Genomic DNA, 13704 nt, shown 5'->3' on the forward strand with positions numbered 1-13704 from the left:
CCCCCTCACACATTTTGAGCCGGTTCCTTCAGGGTTATCTCCAATGTCGAAATTTCCTACTGCCGTAAACCTGCATAAAACCTCCAATACCCTCGGCCTCACCTACGGGCCGGACGAAACCTACCAACTGCCCGCCGAATTCCTGCGCGTGCATTCGCCTTCCGCCGAGGTCCAGGGCCACGGCAAACCCATCCTGCAATTCGGCAAGCTCAACGTTAAATTGATCAAGCTGGAACCGGCGGGCCAGTACGCACTGAAATTGACCTTCGACGACGGCCATGACAGCGGACTGTTCACCTGGGACTACCTTTATCAGCTGGCCGTGCGTCAGGACGCGCTGTGGGTCGATTACCTGGCCGAACTCAAAGCGGCCGGAAAAACCCGCGACCCGAGCCAGTCGGTCGTGCGGCTGATGCTCTAGTCCAGGCGTCTTGCTCTTTAGAGCGCATTTTCTAATTTCATCTGTTTGAATGCCCTGTCTCGTGGTCAACGATTGGCCTGCTTGCGAAAAAAATTAAACTCGGGTAACCAATGGAGCTGGCAAGTTCCCTGCATTTGACGATGCGGTATCAACGGTCACCCGAGCGCAGTACCAGGCTGGTGTCGTGTATCGAAATGGGTGCGCAGCAATCGCCGGTACTCGTCTTTCGGACAATGGAGCGTCGTAGATGAGTAACAAGAATAACGATGACTTGAAACGCCAGGCCTCGGAAAACACCCTGGGGCTGAACCCGATCATCGCGTTACGCAAAAAGGATTTATTGGCCTCCGCGAAGATGGTGCTGACCCAAGCCATCAAGCAACCGTTGCACAGCGTCAAACACGTCGCCCATTTCGGGGTGGAGCTCAAGAACGTCATGTTCGGCAAGTCGGTGCTGGTGCCGGAGAGCGATGACCGGCGCTTCCATGACCCGGCCTGGAGCCAGAACCCGCTCTACAAGCGCTACCTGCAAACCTACCTGGCGTGGCGCAAGGAACTGCACGACTGGATCGGCGACAGCAATCTGTCGGAACAGGACATCAGTCGCGGCCACTTCGTGATCAACCTGATGACTGAAGCCATGGCGCCCACCAACAGCGCCGCCAACCCGGCGGCGGTCAAACGCTTCTTTGAAACCGGCGGCAAAAGCCTGCTCGATGGCCTGTCCCACCTGGCCAAGGACATGGTGCACAACGGCGGTATGCCAAGCCAGGTCAACATGGGTGCCTTTGAAGTGGGCAAGAGCCTGGGTATCACCGAAGGCGCGGTGGTATTTCGCAACGATGTGCTGGAGCTGATCCAGTACAGGCCCATCACCGAGCAGGTGCACGAACGCCCGCTGCTGGTGGTGCCGCCGCAGATCAACAAATTCTATGTCTTCGACCTGAGCCCGGATAAGAGCCTGGCGCGCTTCTGCCTGCGCAATGGGCAGCAGACCTTTATCGTCAGCTGGCGCAACCCGACCAAGGCCCAGCGCGAGTGGGGCCTGTCGACCTATATCGAGGCGCTCAAGGAAGCGGTCGATGTGATCACGGCGATTACCGGCAGCAAGGACGTGAACATGCTGGGCGCCTGCTCCGGCGGCATCACCTGCACCGCCCTGCTGGGCCATTACGCCGCGCTGGGGGAGAAAAAGGTCAACGCCCTGACGCTGCTGGTGAGTGTGCTGGACACCACGCTGGACACCCAGGTGGCATTGTTCGTCGATGAACAGACCCTCGAAGCGGCGAAGCGCCATTCCTATCAGGCCGGCGTACTGGAAGGCCGTGACATGGCCAAGGTGTTTGCGTGGATGCGGCCCAACGACCTGATCTGGAATTACTGGGTCAACAACTACCTGCTGGGCAATGAGCCGCCGGTGTTCGACATCCTGTTCTGGAACAACGACACCACGCGCCTGCCGGCCGCCTTCCATGGCGACCTGATCGAACTGTTCAAGAACAACCCGCTGGTGCGCGCCAACGCCCTGGAAGTGTGCGGCACGCCCATCGACCTCAAACAGGTCACCGCCGATATCTATGCACTGGCCGGCACCAACGACCACATCACACCCTGGCAGTCCTGCTACAAGTCGGCGCAATTATTTGGCGGCAAGGTGGAGTTCGTGCTGTCCAGCAGCGGGCATATCCAGAGCATCCTCAACCCGCCGGGCAACCCCAAGTCGCGTTACCAGACCAGTGACGGCCTGGCGGGCACCGCGCTGCAATGGCAGGAAAACGCGACCAAGCACACCGACTCGTGGTGGCTGCACTGGCAGGCATGGCAGGCGGAGCGGGCGGGTAAGTTGAAAAAAGCCCCTACAAGCCTGGGTAACAAGACGTACGCAGCGGCGGAAGCTGCACCAGGCACCTATGTACACGAACGCTAAATTGAAATGCAGTCAATGTGGGAGGGGGCTTGCCCCCGATAGCGGTGTGTCAGTTAAAGATGTAATGACTGAAACACCGCCATCGGGGGCAAGCCCCCTCCCACATTTTGACCGCATTTCTCCTGTAACACTTCACAGGGCTTGAGCATGCCGCAACCGTTCATCTTCCGCACCATCGACCTGGATGGCCAGGCCATCCGCACGGCGGTACGACCGGGCAAGCCGCACTTGACCCCGCTGCTGATCTTCAACGGCATCGGCGCCAACCTGGAGCTGGTGTTTCCGTTCGTCCACGCCCTGGACCCGGACCTGGAAGTGATCGCCTTCGATGTGCCAGGCGTGGGCGGTTCCTCCACGCCCAACCGGCCCTATCGCTTCCCCGGCCTGGCCAAGCTGACGGCGCGCATGCTCGACTACCTGGACTATGGCCAGGTGAACGCGGTGGGGGTGTCCTGGGGTGGCGCGCTGGCGCAGCAGTTCGCCTATGACTACCCGGAACGCTGCAAGAAGCTGATTCTGGCGGCCACGGCTGCCGGAGCCTTTATGGTGCCGGGCAAGCCCAAGGTGTTGTGGCTGATGGCCAGCCCCCGGCGCTATATCCAGCCCTCCCATGTGGTGCGCATTGCGCCGATGATTTACGGCGGTTCGTTCCGCCGCGACCCCAAGCTGGCCGCCGAACATGCCAGCAAAGTGCGCTCGGCCGGCAAGCTGGGTTATTACTGGCAACTGTTCGCGGGGCTGGGCTGGACCAGCATCCACTGGCTGCACAAGATCCGCCAGCCGACCCTGGTATTGGCCGGGGACGACGACCCGCTGATTCCGCTGATCAACATGCGCATGCTCGCCTGGCGCATCCCCAATGCGCAGTTGCATATCATCGACGATGGCCATTTATTCCTGATCACCCGGGCCGAAGCCGTGGCGCCCATCATCATGAAGTTTCTTGAAGAGGAGCGTCTGCGCGCCGTGATACATCCGCGACCGGCGGTGTGAAGGACCACACCGCCGCGCAACTTGCCAGGAACCGACTATGGTTCTGAATTGGCGTGCCTCTTGATGGCTTGACGAAGGAGTGTTGGCTCATGCGAGACAGACCCGTGAAGAACCCGGCGCCCACCCCCGCTGCGTTCATCAACGCGCAAAACGCGATCACCGGCCTGCGCGGCCGAGACCTGCTGTCGACCCTGCGTACCGTCGCGGCCCATGGCCTGCGCAACCCGATGCACACCGCCCGCCACGCCCTGGCCCTGGGCGGCCAACTGGGCCGCGTGTTGCTGGGGGACACGGTGCATGAGCCCAACCCCAACGACAGCCGCTTCAAAGACCCCACCTGGACGCTCAACCCGCTGTACCGGCGCAGTCTGCAAGCCTATTTGAGCTGGCAAAGACACACGCGCAACTGGATCGATGACAGCACCCTCAGCGCAGATGACCGTGCTCGCGCACAGTTCGCGTTCGCCCTGCTCAACGACGCCGTCTCGCCGTCCAACACCCTGCTCAATCCGCTGGCGATCAAGGAGCTGCTCAATTCCGGCGGCAACAGTGTGGTGCGTGGCGTGAGCCATTTGTTCGAAGACCTGCTGCACAACAATGGCCTGCCGCGCCAGGTCAGCAAGCATGCCTTCGAAGTGGGCAAGACCGTTGCCACCACGCCGGGCTCGGTGGTGTTTCGCAACGAGCTGCTGGAGCTGATCCAGTACAGGCCCATGAGCGAAAAACAATACGCCAAGCCCTTGCTGGTGGTGCCGCCGCAAATCAACAAGTACTACATCTTCGATCTCAGCCCGGCCAACAGCTTTGTGCAGTACGCCCTGAAAAACGGCCTGCAGACCTTCATGGTCAGTTGGCGCAACCCGGATGTGCGGCATCGCGAATGGGGACTGTCCACCTACGTGGCGGCGCTGGAGGAAGCCCTCAACGCCTGCCGGGCGATCACCGGCGCGCGCGAGGTCAATCTGATGGGCGCCTGCGCCGGCGGCCTGACCATCGCCGCGCTGCAAGGCCATCTGCAAGCCAAGCGCCAGTTGCGGCGCATCGCCAGTGCCAGTTATCTGGTGAGCTTGCTCGACAGCCAGATCGACGGCCCGGCCATGTTGTTCGCCGATGAACAAACCCTTGAAGCCGCCAAGCGCCGTTCTTACCAGCAAGGTGTGCTGGACGGTCGCGACATGGCCAAGGTGTTCGCCTGGATGCGCCCCAATGACCTGATCTGGAACTACTGGGTCAACAACTACCTGCTGGGCAAGGAACCACCCGCCTTCGACATCCTGTACTGGAACAACGACAACACGCGCCTGCCCGCCGCGCTGCACGGCGACCTGCTGGATTTTTTCAAGCACAACCCGCTGAGCCATCCGGGGGGCCTGGAGGTGTGCGGTACGCCCATCGACTTGCAGAAGGTCACGATAGACAGCTTCAGCGTGGCCGGCATCAACGACCACATCACGCCGTGGGACGCGGTGTACCGTTCCACCCAACTGCTGGGCGGCGAGCGGCGCTTCGTGCTATCCAACAGCGGGCATATCCAGAGCATCCTCAACCCGCCGGGCAACCCCAAGGCCAATTACGTCGAGAATCCCAGGCTGAGCAGCGACCCGCGCGCCTGGTATTACGACGCCAGTCACGTCGAAGGCAGCTGGTGGCCGCAGTGGCTGGAGTGGGTCCAGCAACGTTCGGGCGCGCAGCGCGAAACCCTCACCGCCCTGGGCAACCAGAACTACCCACCGATGGAAGCGGCGCCAGGCACCTACGTGCGCGTGCGCTGAGCTCAACGATCAGACTAAGAAGGCTGGATGAAGACCCGCGACCGTATCCTTGAATGTGCCCTGCAGTTGTTCAACCACAAGGGCGAACCGAATGTGTCGACCATGGAGGTGGCCAATGAAATGGGGATCAGCCCCGGCAACCTCTACTACCACTTCCATGGCAAGGAGCCGTTGGTGCTGGGGCTGTTCGAACGTTTTCAAGGCGAGTTGGCGCCGCTGCTCGACCCTCCTGCCGATGCGCAGCTGGAGGCCGAGGACTACTGGCTGTTCCTGCATTTGATTGTCGAGCGCATGGCCCACTACCGGTTCCTGTTCCAGGATCTGTCGAACCTGGCCGGGCGTCTGCCGAAGCTGGCCAAGGGGATTCGTAACCTGCTCACGGCGCTCAAGCGAACACTGGCTTCTTTGCTCGCGCGATTGAAGGCGGCGGGGCAACTGGTCAGTGATACCCAGGCGTTGGGGCAACTGGTGGAGCAGATCACCATGACCCTGCTGTTTTCCCTGGATTACCAGCGAATCCTGGATCGCAAGGGTGAGGTGCGGGTGGTGGTGTACCAGGTCATGATGTTGGTGGCGCCGCATCTGCTGCTGCCGGCACGGCACGCGACCGAGAAGTTCGCACTCAAATACCTGGATGACCTGGATTGAAGCCCACTGATCGTTCCCACGCGGGAGCGTGGGAACGATCTGTGATAAAAAACGCCCGACCTTCACAGGCCGGGCGTTTTTGTGCCCTGTAAAAATCAGGACTGACTGGATGGCGTCGGCGTTACCGGCGTTGCAGTCGGGGTAGCAGCCGTGTGCGACGGTGCGGACACCGAATTGGCTGTCGAAGCGGCCGGTGCTGCCGCTGTTGCCGGCTTGGCCGACGCAGCAGTCTTTGGCGCTGCCGGCTTTTTCGCTACCGCGGGCTTTTTAGCCGCTGCAGGTTTTGCCGCAGGCTTGGCTGCTGACTTCGCAGCGGCGGGTTTGGCAGCCGATTTAGCCGCAGGTTTTGCGGCGGCTTTAGCGGCCACTGGCTTAGCGGCAGGCTTGGTGGCCGGTTTGGCCGCAGCGGTTTTGGCTGCGGGCTTGGCGGCGGGTTTTGCAGCAGCTTTGGCGGGCGCCTTGGCCGCAGATTTTGCAGCCGGTTTGGCAGCCGCTTTAACCAGAGGCTTGGCGGCAGCTTTCGCGGCCGGTTTTGCCGCTGCGGTTTTAGCCGCAGGTTTGGCGGCCGGTTTTGCTGCAGGCTTGGCCGCAGCAGTCTTGGCTGGCGCCACTTTGGCGCCTGTGAGCTTTTCGATTTGCTTGGTCAGCGTATCGACCTTGCTGTGCAGCGTTTTCAGCTCAGCCTTGCTCGGCACGCCCAGTCGCGAAATAGCACTGTTGAGGCGCTTGTCGAAAGTTTCTTCCAACTTGTTCCAGGTGTCGGAAATGCTCGACTTGGCCGAACCTGCGCTCGCCTTGGCCGCGTCCACTTTTTTACCCACAGTGCTCTTGGTCAACTTCTCGGCCTTCTCACCGTCCTTGACCAGCGTCTCGAAGTATTTGCCGCCGTCACTGCTCACTTTCGAGTAAACGCCTAAACCAGCAAGCCAGATCTTTCGGGAATATTTTTCAACTTCCCCGACCCACGAGCTGCTTTCTTTCTGAGTAGTTTTTTTAACAGCCATCCCGATGTCTCCTTAGTGTTTACGCGCGACACGTTCGAGCAATGCCGTCAGCTCTTCGAGCTTAGCAGAGAGTGTCTCCACGTCATGTTTAGACGCAATGCCGATTCGATTCAAGGCACTTGCAACACGTGAGTCAAAAGCTTTTTCAACTTTATCCAGTTGAACTTCAACTCGGTGGCCGATGCTGGAGACGTTACTCCTTACTTGGTCAATCTGACTGTTGGCGGCATCAAGTTGTTCAATGGCAACTTTTTTGCTTTTACTTTCAATATGTTGACCGCTCTTAACCAGCTCTTTGAAGTATTCGCCACCCTCGCTGCCGACCTTGGCATAGGCACCAAGACCCGCCAGCCAGATCTTGCGGGCATAGCGTTTAACCTCATGCAGAGCGGTGGCCTGACTGTCGATTTTTTTCTGCAAAATAACGTTGGCCATGGTGCACCTCACATAGAAACGGGTGGAGGAACCGCCCGCCGGAGTTGGGGGCTTGGGCACAACGTAGGGTGAAAAATTAGAATCGGCACCCTAAGAACGTCGAATCAGGCCAGCGCCTTATCCAGGGCTTTTTCGATTTCGGACTTGAGGGTGCCGCTCATGGCCGACATCAACAGGCCCAGCTTCACATCAATACGCAATGAATCATCAAAGACCTGAACCGTGCCTTCAACACCCGACCGCTTGAGATTCAAGGTATCGCCGGACCACGACGACTCCACGCCATACTTATCCTTGAGTTTCTGCGCCAGCGTGTCGGCTTTCGCCCGTGCGCCTGCTTTACCCAGGGAATGCTCACGCTCAACGGTGATGCGGGCCATTGCAATGACTCCTTTCTATAGAGGCTTGGAAACCTTCCATGGGGCAAAAGGTCTCGATAAGCACCTATCTTACCTTCAGCCTTGCCAAGACAAAGCAGGCCCCGGGGATTATCATGTCCCGCATTCTCTTTTGGTGACAGCGATATGACTGATCAGCGCAAAGGCAGCGATGCCGAACCCACCACTCACTTCGGCTTCAAGAACGTCCCGGAAAGCCAGAAAGCGGAAAAAGTCGCTGAGGTGTTCCACTCCGTAGCCGCCAAGTACGACTTGATGAACGACGTGTTGTCCGGTGGCATGCACCGCCTGTGGAAGCGTTTTACCATCGAACTGTCGGGCGTACGCACCGGCAACCGCGTGCTGGACATCGCCGGTGGCACGGGCGACCTGGCGGCCAAGTTTTCCAAGCTGGTGGGGCCGACCGGCCAGGTGGTACTGGCCGATATCAACGGCTCGATGCTCAAGGTTGGTCGCGACCGCCTGCTCGACAAGGGCGTGGCCGGCAATATCGAATTCGTTCAGGCCGATGCGGAAAAACTGCCGTTCCCGGACAACCACTTCGATTGCGTGACCATCGCCTTCGGCCTGCGCAACGTCACCCACAAGGAGGACGCGATCCGCTCGATGCTGCGCGTGCTCAAGCCGGGTGGCCGCCTGCTGGTGCTGGAATTCTCCAAGCCGACCAACGCGCTGATGTCCAAGGTGTACGACACCTATTCGTTTGCCTTCATGCCGTTGATGGGCAAGCTGATCACCAATGATGCCGAGAGCTATCGCTACCTGGCCGAATCGATCCGCATGCACCCCGACCAGGAAACCCTGAAGTCCATGATGGTGGAGGCCGGTTTCGACCGCGTGACCTACCACAACATGACCTCGGGCATCGTTGCCCTGCACCGCGGCATCAAGCCCTGATGCTGCTCGCAGGCCTTGTCGCCAGCGTCGAACACGGACTCAACCGTGTTTTGCGCCTGGACAGCACCGCCCTGGCGCGGCTTGCGCACCTGACCGGCAAAGTCATCGCCGTCGATTGCCGCAGCCCCGCCTTGCAGCTGTTTATCCTGCCCAGCGATGAAGGCCTGTTGCTCGCCACGCAATGGGCCGCCGAGGCCGACTGCACCTTGCGTGCGCCGGCCTACAACCTGTTGCACCTGGCGTTGAGCCGCAACAAGACCGCTATCCTGCACAGCCCCGAAGTGGCGCTGGAAGGCGACAGCGCGGTGCTGATGGACCTGGCCGCCGTGTTGCAGGACCTGGACCTGGACTGGGAATTCGAACTCTCGCGCTGGATCGGCCCCGTCGCCACCCAGCTGCTCAGTGGGCACCTGCGCAGCCGTTCGCGCTGGTACCAGCAAGGGTTCGCCAGCCTCAACCAGAACCTCGCCGAATACCTGAGCGAAGAATCGCGCACCCTGGTCGGGCAACGAGAAGCGCAAGCGCGCTTTCGTGAGCTCGACGAGGCCAAAATCGACCTGGAACGCCTCGAGGCCCGCTTCGAGCGCCTGAGCCGTTCCCTTGATCCAAGCGATAACGCATGAAGCTGCTCGCCGTCCGCCGTTTGTTTCGTATCCAGCGCGTCGTAATCCGCTACCGCCTCGATGACCTGCTGTTTGCCCTGCCCCTGCCCTGGTTCCTGCTGGCAGTGCGTTATGTGCTGCCGTGGCGCTGGTTGCCGCGCAGAAAACTGGAGCTGAGCCGAGGGGCCTGCCTGCGCCTGGCGTTACAGGACCTGGGGCCGATCTTTATCAAGTTCGGGCAGATCTTGTCGACGCGCCGCGACTTGTTGCCCGAAGACATCGCCGATGAGCTGATGCTGCTGCAGGACCGCGTGCCGCCGTTCGATTCGCAGTTGTCGATGAAACTCATCGAAGAGCAGTTGGGCAGGAAAATCAGCGAGGTGTTCAGCCGCTTCGATGTCGAGCCGCTGGCTTCGGCCTCGGTCGCGCAAGTGCATGCCGCGCAGCTCAAGAGCGGCGAAGAAGTGGTGGTGAAAGTCATCCGCCCGGGCCTCAAGCCGATCATCGGCCAGGACCTGGCGTGGCTGTTCATCCTGGCCCGCGCCGCCGAGCGTTTCTCTGCCGACGCGCGCCTGCTGCATCCGGTGGATGTAGTGGCCGACTACGAAAAAACCATCTACGACGAACTCGACCTGCTGCGCGAAGCGGCCAACGCCAGCCAGCTGCGCCGCAACTTCGAAGGCTCGCAACTGCTGTACGTGCCACAAGTGTACTGGGACTGGTGCCGCCCCAAAGTGCTGGTAATGGAGCGCATCTACGGCGTGCAGGTCACCGACCTCGCCACACTGGCCGACCAGCGTACCGACATGAAGATGCTCGCCGAACGCGGCGTGGAGATTTTCTTCACCCAGGTGTTCCGCGACAGTTTCTTCCACGCCGACATGCACCCGGGCAATATCTTCGTCAGCACCGTCAACCCGTGGAGCCCGCAGTACATTGCGATCGACTGCGGCATCGTCGGCAGCCTCACGCCGGAAGACCAGGATTACCTGGCGCGTAACCTGTTCGCCTTTTTCAAGCGTGACTATCGCCGCGTGGCGCAGTTGCACATTGACTCGGGTTGGGTACCGGCGGAAACCAAGCTGAATGAATTCGAAGCGGCGATCCGCACCGTGTGCGAGCCGATCTTTGAAAAACCGTTAAAAGATATTTCCTTCGGTCAGGTGCTGATGCGCCTGTTCCAGACGGCACGGCGCTTCAATATGGAAGTGCAGCCGCAGTTGGTGCTGCTGCAAAAAACCCTGCTCAACATCGAAGGCCTGGGTCGCCAGCTGTACCCGGACCTCGATCTGTGGAACACCGCGCAGCCGTTCCTGGAACGCTGGATGCGTGAGCGGATGAGCCCGAAGACCATGCTCGGCAACCTGCACAGTCAGATGGAGCAGCTGCCGCACCTGGCCAATATGACCCGCGACCTGCTCGAGCGCATGTCCCAGCCCCACGCCAAGGACCCTGAGCCGCCATGGCGCAAGCGCAAGGACGACTGGTTCCTGCGCCTGCTCGGCGCCGCACACCTGGTGGGCGGGGTCATGCTGGCGATTGGCGGACCGTTGAATCAACTGAGCTACTGGCCGGCCGCGATCATGGTCGCCGTGGGCGTTTATCTGATCGTGCGTCGATAACCCATCCGGTTATACACTGTCGCAAATTGCCGGAGCCGAACATGAAAGACTGGCTGGACGAGATCAAGTGGGACAGTGACGGCCTGGTGCCGGCCATTGCCCAGGACTACAAGACCGGGCGCGTGCTGATGATGGCCTGGATGAACCGCGAGGCTCTGAGCCTGACCGCCGCCGAGCGGCGCGCCATCTACTGGTCACGTTCGCGTGGCAAACTGTGGCGCAAGGGCGAGGAGTCCGGGCATGTGCAGACGCTGCATGAGCTGCGCCTGGACTGCGATGGCGACGTGGTGATCCTCAAGGTCGAGCAGATCGGCGGCATCGCCTGCCACACCGGCCGTCACAGTTGCTTCTATCGCGTGTTCGAGAACGGCGAATGGAAGGTGGTGGAACCGGTGCTCAAAGACCCGCACGCCATTTATTCGGCAGGACACTGACCATGAGCGATACCCTCAACCGCGTGGCCCAGGTGCTGGAAGAGCGCAAGGGCGCGGACGCCGACAGCTCCTATGTCGCCAGCCTGTATCACAAGGGTCTGAACAAGATCCTGGAAAAACTCGGCGAAGAATCCGTCGAGACGATCATTGCCGCCAAGGATGCGCAGATCAGCGGCGATTGCAGCGATGTCATCTATGAGACCGCCGACCTGTGGTTCCATAGCCTGGTCATGCTCGCCCAGCTGGGGCAGCATCCACAGGCCGTGCTGGATGAACTGGACCGCCGCTTCGGCCTGTCCGGGCACGCCGAGAAGGCCGCACGCCCATCCACCTGAACAACTTTTATCGAGGATTTGCAGCATGGGTATTTTTGACTGGAAACACTGGATCGTCATTCTGGTGGTGGTGGTACTGGTGTTCGGCACCAAGAAACTCAAGAACCTGGGTACCGATGTCGGCGAATCGATCAAGGGTTTTCGTAAAGCCATGAACGACGATGAAAAGCCGGCCGAACCCAGTGCAAACCCGGTTCCACCGGCCCAGCCGGTGCATCCGCAGGCCGCCCAGCCGATCACCGAGCGTCGCACCTTCGACGTGCAGGCTGAAAAAGTCGAAGAGCCGACCCGCAAAGACTCGTGAGCACTGACTAATGTTTGGTATCAGCTTCTCTGAACTGCTGCTCGTCGGCCTCGTGGCCCTGCTGGTATTGGGGCCCGAACGCCTGCCCGGTGCAGCACGCACGGCCGGCCTGTGGATCGGGCGCCTGAAGCGCAGTTTCAACGCGATCAAACAGGAAGTTGAACGGGAAATCGGTGCCGACGAGATCCGCCGGCAATTGCACAACGAGCACATCCTGTCGTTGGAGCAGGAGACGCGCAAGATTCTGTCGCCCGTGCAGGAGCCCGCCAAACCGGTGGAACCTGTGGCCCAGAACAGTATCGCGCCTGCGACTGAAGCCGCGCCCCCGGCACCGACCACGCCGACCGAGCCTGCGCCGACGCCCGTCGCGTCGCCCGCGTCCCATGACCCTACATTGCCGCCGCGAGCCCCATGAGCGCTGATAAACCGGAAAACGACCAGCACATGCCGCTGGTCTCGCACCTCACCGAGCTGCGTACCCGCCTGCTGCGTTGCGTAGCGGCCATCTTCATCATCTTTGCCGGGCTGTTTGCCTTCACCCAGCAGATCTATACCTTCGTCTCCACGCCGCTGCGCCAGTACTTGCCGGCCGGCGCGACGATGATCGCCACCGACGTGTCGTCGCCGTTCCTGACGCCGTTGAAGCTGACCATGATGGTCTCGCTGTTCCTGGCGATCCCGGTGATCCTGCATCAGATCTGGGGCTTCATCGCGCCGGGGTTGTACAAGCATGAGAAGCGCATCGCCGTGCCGTTGCTGGTGTCGAGCATCCTGCTGTTCTATACCGGCATGGCCTTCGCCTACTTCCTTGTGTTTCCGCTGATCTTCAAGTTCTTCGCCGCCGCCACCCCGGCCGGCGTGGAAATGATGACCGACATCACCAGCTACCTCGACTTTGTGATGACGCTGTTCTTCGCCTTTGGCGTGGCCTTCGAAATTCCGGTGGCGGTGGTGTTGCTGGTGTGGATCGGCGTGGTCAATGTGGCTTACCTGAAGAAGATCCGCCCGTACGTGATCATCGGCTGCTTCGTGGTCGGCATGATCCTTACCCCGCCGGACATCTTCTCCCAGACCTTGCTGGCCGTGCCGATGTGGATGCTGTTCGAGATCGGCATCCTGTTCAGCGGCCTTATCAGCAAGCGTGGCGAACACCCGGACGACCAGCCAGCCGACGACGACCAGCCGCCAGCGACCCAGCCGTGAACCTGCTGCTGCTGGAAGACGCCGACTTTATTGCGGCCGACCGGGTGGTGCTGCGTGATCGGCGCCTGGTGCATATGCAGGAGGTGCACCGCGCCGTGGTGGGGGACAACCTGCGTGTCGGCTGCATTGGCGGGCTGATGGGTAATGCCCAACTGCTGCGCCTGGAAGCTGGGGAAGCCGAGCTGCACGTCAGCTTCGACCAGCCGCCGCCAGGCAAACTGCCGCTGACCCTGCTGCTGGCCCTGCCACGCCCGAAGATGCTGCGCCGGGTGCTGCAAACGGTGGCGGCCATGGGCGTGCCGAAGGTGGTGCTGGTCAACAGCTACCGCGTGGAAAAAAGCTTCTGGCAGACCCCGTTCCTGGAGCCGGAAGCGATTCGCGAGCAACTGATCCTCGGCCTGGAACAGGCGCGGGACACGGTATTGCCCGAGATCGTTATCGAGAAACGCTTCAAGCCATTCGTTGAAGATCGCTTGCCGGCCATGGCCGCAGGCACCCTTGGCCTGATCGGCCACCCCGGCGATTACCCGCCCTGCCCCCGTGGCCTGGATGAACCGGTGACCCTGGCGATCGGGCCGGAAGGTGGCTGGATACCCTATGAAGTCGAACTGCTGAGCAAGGCCGGACTGCAGCCGGTGCAACTGGGCGCGCGCATCCTGCGGGTTGAAACCGCCGTCACCGCCCTGCTCGCCCGCTTGTTCTGACAATG

General features: G+C 60.9%; 17 protein-coding genes. 14 read left to right on the forward strand and 3 right to left on the reverse strand.

Features of this window, described 5'->3' with window-relative positions; genetic code table 11:
• Positions 1-43 precede the first annotated feature (43 nt).
• The 5 genes from TU82_RS16865 to TU82_RS16885 all read left to right on the forward strand — a co-directional run bounded on the left by TU82_RS16865 (position 44) and on the right by TU82_RS16885 (position 5761).
• On the forward strand, positions 44-421 hold the full coding sequence (locus TU82_RS16865) for a gamma-butyrobetaine hydroxylase family protein (RefSeq protein ID WP_057724432.1): 378 nt from the start codon (positions 44-46) through the stop codon (positions 419-421).
• A gap of 247 nt (positions 422-668) precedes the next feature.
• Positions 669-2348 (forward strand): class II poly(R)-hydroxyalkanoic acid synthase, encoded by a 1680-nt coding sequence (gene phaC, locus TU82_RS16870; RefSeq protein WP_057724433.1) that lies wholly within the window; start codon positions 669-671, stop codon positions 2346-2348.
• Positions 2349-2495: 147 nt separating this feature from the next.
• A complete protein-coding gene (gene phaZ, locus TU82_RS16875) occupies positions 2496-3341 on the forward strand; it encodes a poly(3-hydroxyalkanoate) depolymerase (protein ID WP_057724434.1) in 846 nt (281 codons plus the stop codon).
• Between the two features lie 89 nt (positions 3342-3430).
• Positions 3431-5113, forward strand: coding sequence for a class II poly(R)-hydroxyalkanoic acid synthase (gene phaC / locus TU82_RS16880; protein ID WP_057724435.1), 1683 nt, complete (start codon positions 3431-3433; stop codon positions 5111-5113).
• Between the two features lie 27 nt (positions 5114-5140).
• A complete protein-coding gene (locus tag TU82_RS16885) occupies positions 5141-5761 on the forward strand; it encodes a TetR/AcrR family transcriptional regulator (protein ID WP_057724436.1) in 621 nt (206 codons plus the stop codon).
• A gap of 95 nt (positions 5762-5856) precedes the next feature.
• Here TU82_RS16885 and TU82_RS16890 read toward each other — a convergent pair whose 3' ends face one another.
• The 3 genes from TU82_RS16890 to TU82_RS16900 all read right to left on the reverse strand — a co-directional run bounded on the left by TU82_RS16890 (position 5857) and on the right by TU82_RS16900 (position 7580).
• The gene (locus TU82_RS16890; RefSeq protein ID WP_057724437.1) at positions 5857-6765 is read right to left on the reverse strand and encodes a phasin family protein; all 909 of its coding nucleotides are present in this window, start codon (positions 6763-6765) and stop codon (positions 5857-5859) included.
• 12 nt (positions 6766-6777) lie between these two features.
• On the reverse strand, positions 6778-7200 hold the full coding sequence (locus TU82_RS16895; protein WP_057724438.1) for a phasin family protein: 423 nt from the start codon (positions 7198-7200) through the stop codon (positions 6778-6780).
• A gap of 104 nt (positions 7201-7304) precedes the next feature.
• Positions 7305-7580, reverse strand: a complete 276-nt coding sequence (locus tag TU82_RS16900) for a polyhydroxyalkanoic acid system family protein (protein ID WP_057724439.1) — start codon at positions 7578-7580, stop codon at positions 7305-7307.
• Positions 7581-7724: 144 nt separating this feature from the next.
• Here TU82_RS16900 and ubiE point away from each other — a divergent pair, with 144 nt between their 5' ends.
• The 9 genes from ubiE to TU82_RS16945 are packed head-to-tail and all read left to right on the forward strand — an operon-like array spanning position 7725 to position 13699.
• Positions 7725-8495, forward strand: a complete 771-nt coding sequence (ubiE, locus tag TU82_RS16905) for a bifunctional demethylmenaquinone methyltransferase/2-methoxy-6-polyprenyl-1,4-benzoquinol methylase UbiE (RefSeq protein WP_003171186.1) — start codon at positions 7725-7727, stop codon at positions 8493-8495.
• Positions 8495-9118, forward strand: a complete 624-nt coding sequence (locus TU82_RS16910; RefSeq protein ID WP_057724440.1) for a ubiquinone biosynthesis accessory factor UbiJ — start codon at positions 8495-8497, stop codon at positions 9116-9118. Before ubiE ends, TU82_RS16910 begins: the two co-directional genes overlap by 1 nt.
• Positions 9115-10719 carry a ubiquinone biosynthesis regulatory protein kinase UbiB gene (ubiB, locus tag TU82_RS16915; RefSeq protein WP_057724441.1) on the forward strand — a complete coding sequence of 535 codons (1605 nt, stop codon included), beginning with the start codon at positions 9115-9117 and terminating at the stop codon, positions 10717-10719. The genes TU82_RS16910 and ubiB overlap by 4 nt, the downstream gene beginning before the upstream one ends.
• A 41-nt stretch (positions 10720-10760) precedes the next feature.
• A complete protein-coding gene (gene hisI / locus TU82_RS16920; RefSeq protein ID WP_057724442.1) occupies positions 10761-11153 on the forward strand; it encodes a phosphoribosyl-AMP cyclohydrolase in 393 nt (130 codons plus the stop codon).
• 2 nt (positions 11154-11155) lie between these two features.
• Positions 11156-11488 (forward strand): phosphoribosyl-ATP diphosphatase, encoded by a 333-nt coding sequence (locus tag TU82_RS16925; RefSeq protein ID WP_057724443.1) that lies wholly within the window; start codon positions 11156-11158, stop codon positions 11486-11488.
• A 25-nt stretch (positions 11489-11513) separates the two neighbouring features.
• Complete coding sequence (locus TU82_RS16930) at positions 11514-11792, forward strand: twin-arginine translocase TatA/TatE family subunit (RefSeq protein WP_057724444.1); 279 nt, start codon at positions 11514-11516, stop codon at positions 11790-11792.
• 10 nt (positions 11793-11802) lie between these two features.
• Positions 11803-12207, forward strand: a complete 405-nt coding sequence (gene tatB / locus TU82_RS16935; protein ID WP_057724445.1) for a Sec-independent protein translocase protein TatB — start codon at positions 11803-11805, stop codon at positions 12205-12207.
• Complete coding sequence (tatC, locus tag TU82_RS16940; protein WP_049710428.1) at positions 12204-12995, forward strand: twin-arginine translocase subunit TatC; 792 nt, start codon at positions 12204-12206, stop codon at positions 12993-12995. Before tatB ends, tatC begins: the two co-directional genes overlap by 4 nt.
• Positions 12992-13699: a 16S rRNA (uracil(1498)-N(3))-methyltransferase gene (locus TU82_RS16945; protein ID WP_057724446.1), complete on the forward strand. Its 708-nt coding sequence runs from the start codon at positions 12992-12994 to the stop codon at positions 13697-13699. The genes tatC and TU82_RS16945 overlap by 4 nt, the downstream gene beginning before the upstream one ends.
• The last annotated feature ends 5 nt before the right edge of the window (positions 13700-13704 follow it).

Source organism: Pseudomonas orientalis, from assembly GCF_001439815.1.
In the GTDB taxonomy this organism is placed as follows: Bacteria; Pseudomonadota; Gammaproteobacteria; order Pseudomonadales; family Pseudomonadaceae; genus Aquipseudomonas; species Aquipseudomonas orientalis.

Excerpts from the sequence above, each read along its gene's own strand:
- TU82_RS16865 (WP_057724432.1), top strand. The coding sequence starts at position 44 with ATGTCGAAATTTCCTACTGCCGTAAACCTGCATAAAACCTCCAATACC.
- phaC (WP_057724433.1), top strand. The coding sequence starts at position 669 with ATGAGTAACAAGAATAACGATGACTTGAAACGCCAGGCCTCGGAAAAC.
- phaZ (WP_057724434.1), top strand. The coding sequence starts at position 2,496 with ATGCCGCAACCGTTCATCTTCCGCACCATCGACCTGGATGGCCAGGCC.
- phaC (WP_057724435.1), top strand. The coding sequence starts at position 3,431 with ATGCGAGACAGACCCGTGAAGAACCCGGCGCCCACCCCCGCTGCGTTC.
- TU82_RS16885 (WP_057724436.1), top strand. The coding sequence starts at position 5,141 with ATGAAGACCCGCGACCGTATCCTTGAATGTGCCCTGCAGTTGTTCAAC.
- TU82_RS16890 (WP_057724437.1), bottom strand. The coding sequence starts at position 6,765 with ATGGCTGTTAAAAAAACTACTCAGAAAGAAAGCAGCTCGTGGGTCGGG.
- TU82_RS16895 (WP_057724438.1), bottom strand. The coding sequence starts at position 7,200 with ATGGCCAACGTTATTTTGCAGAAAAAAATCGACAGTCAGGCCACCGCT.
- TU82_RS16900 (WP_057724439.1), bottom strand. The coding sequence starts at position 7,580 with ATGGCCCGCATCACCGTTGAGCGTGAGCATTCCCTGGGTAAAGCAGGC.
- ubiE (WP_003171186.1), top strand. The coding sequence starts at position 7,725 with ATGACTGATCAGCGCAAAGGCAGCGATGCCGAACCCACCACTCACTTC.
- TU82_RS16910 (WP_057724440.1), top strand. The coding sequence starts at position 8,495 with ATGCTGCTCGCAGGCCTTGTCGCCAGCGTCGAACACGGACTCAACCGT.
- ubiB (WP_057724441.1), top strand. The coding sequence starts at position 9,115 with ATGAAGCTGCTCGCCGTCCGCCGTTTGTTTCGTATCCAGCGCGTCGTA.
- hisI (WP_057724442.1), top strand. The coding sequence starts at position 10,761 with ATGAAAGACTGGCTGGACGAGATCAAGTGGGACAGTGACGGCCTGGTG.
- TU82_RS16925 (WP_057724443.1), top strand. The coding sequence starts at position 11,156 with ATGAGCGATACCCTCAACCGCGTGGCCCAGGTGCTGGAAGAGCGCAAG.
- TU82_RS16930 (WP_057724444.1), top strand. The coding sequence starts at position 11,514 with ATGGGTATTTTTGACTGGAAACACTGGATCGTCATTCTGGTGGTGGTG.
- tatB (WP_057724445.1), top strand. The coding sequence starts at position 11,803 with ATGTTTGGTATCAGCTTCTCTGAACTGCTGCTCGTCGGCCTCGTGGCC.
- tatC (WP_049710428.1), top strand. The coding sequence starts at position 12,204 with ATGAGCGCTGATAAACCGGAAAACGACCAGCACATGCCGCTGGTCTCG.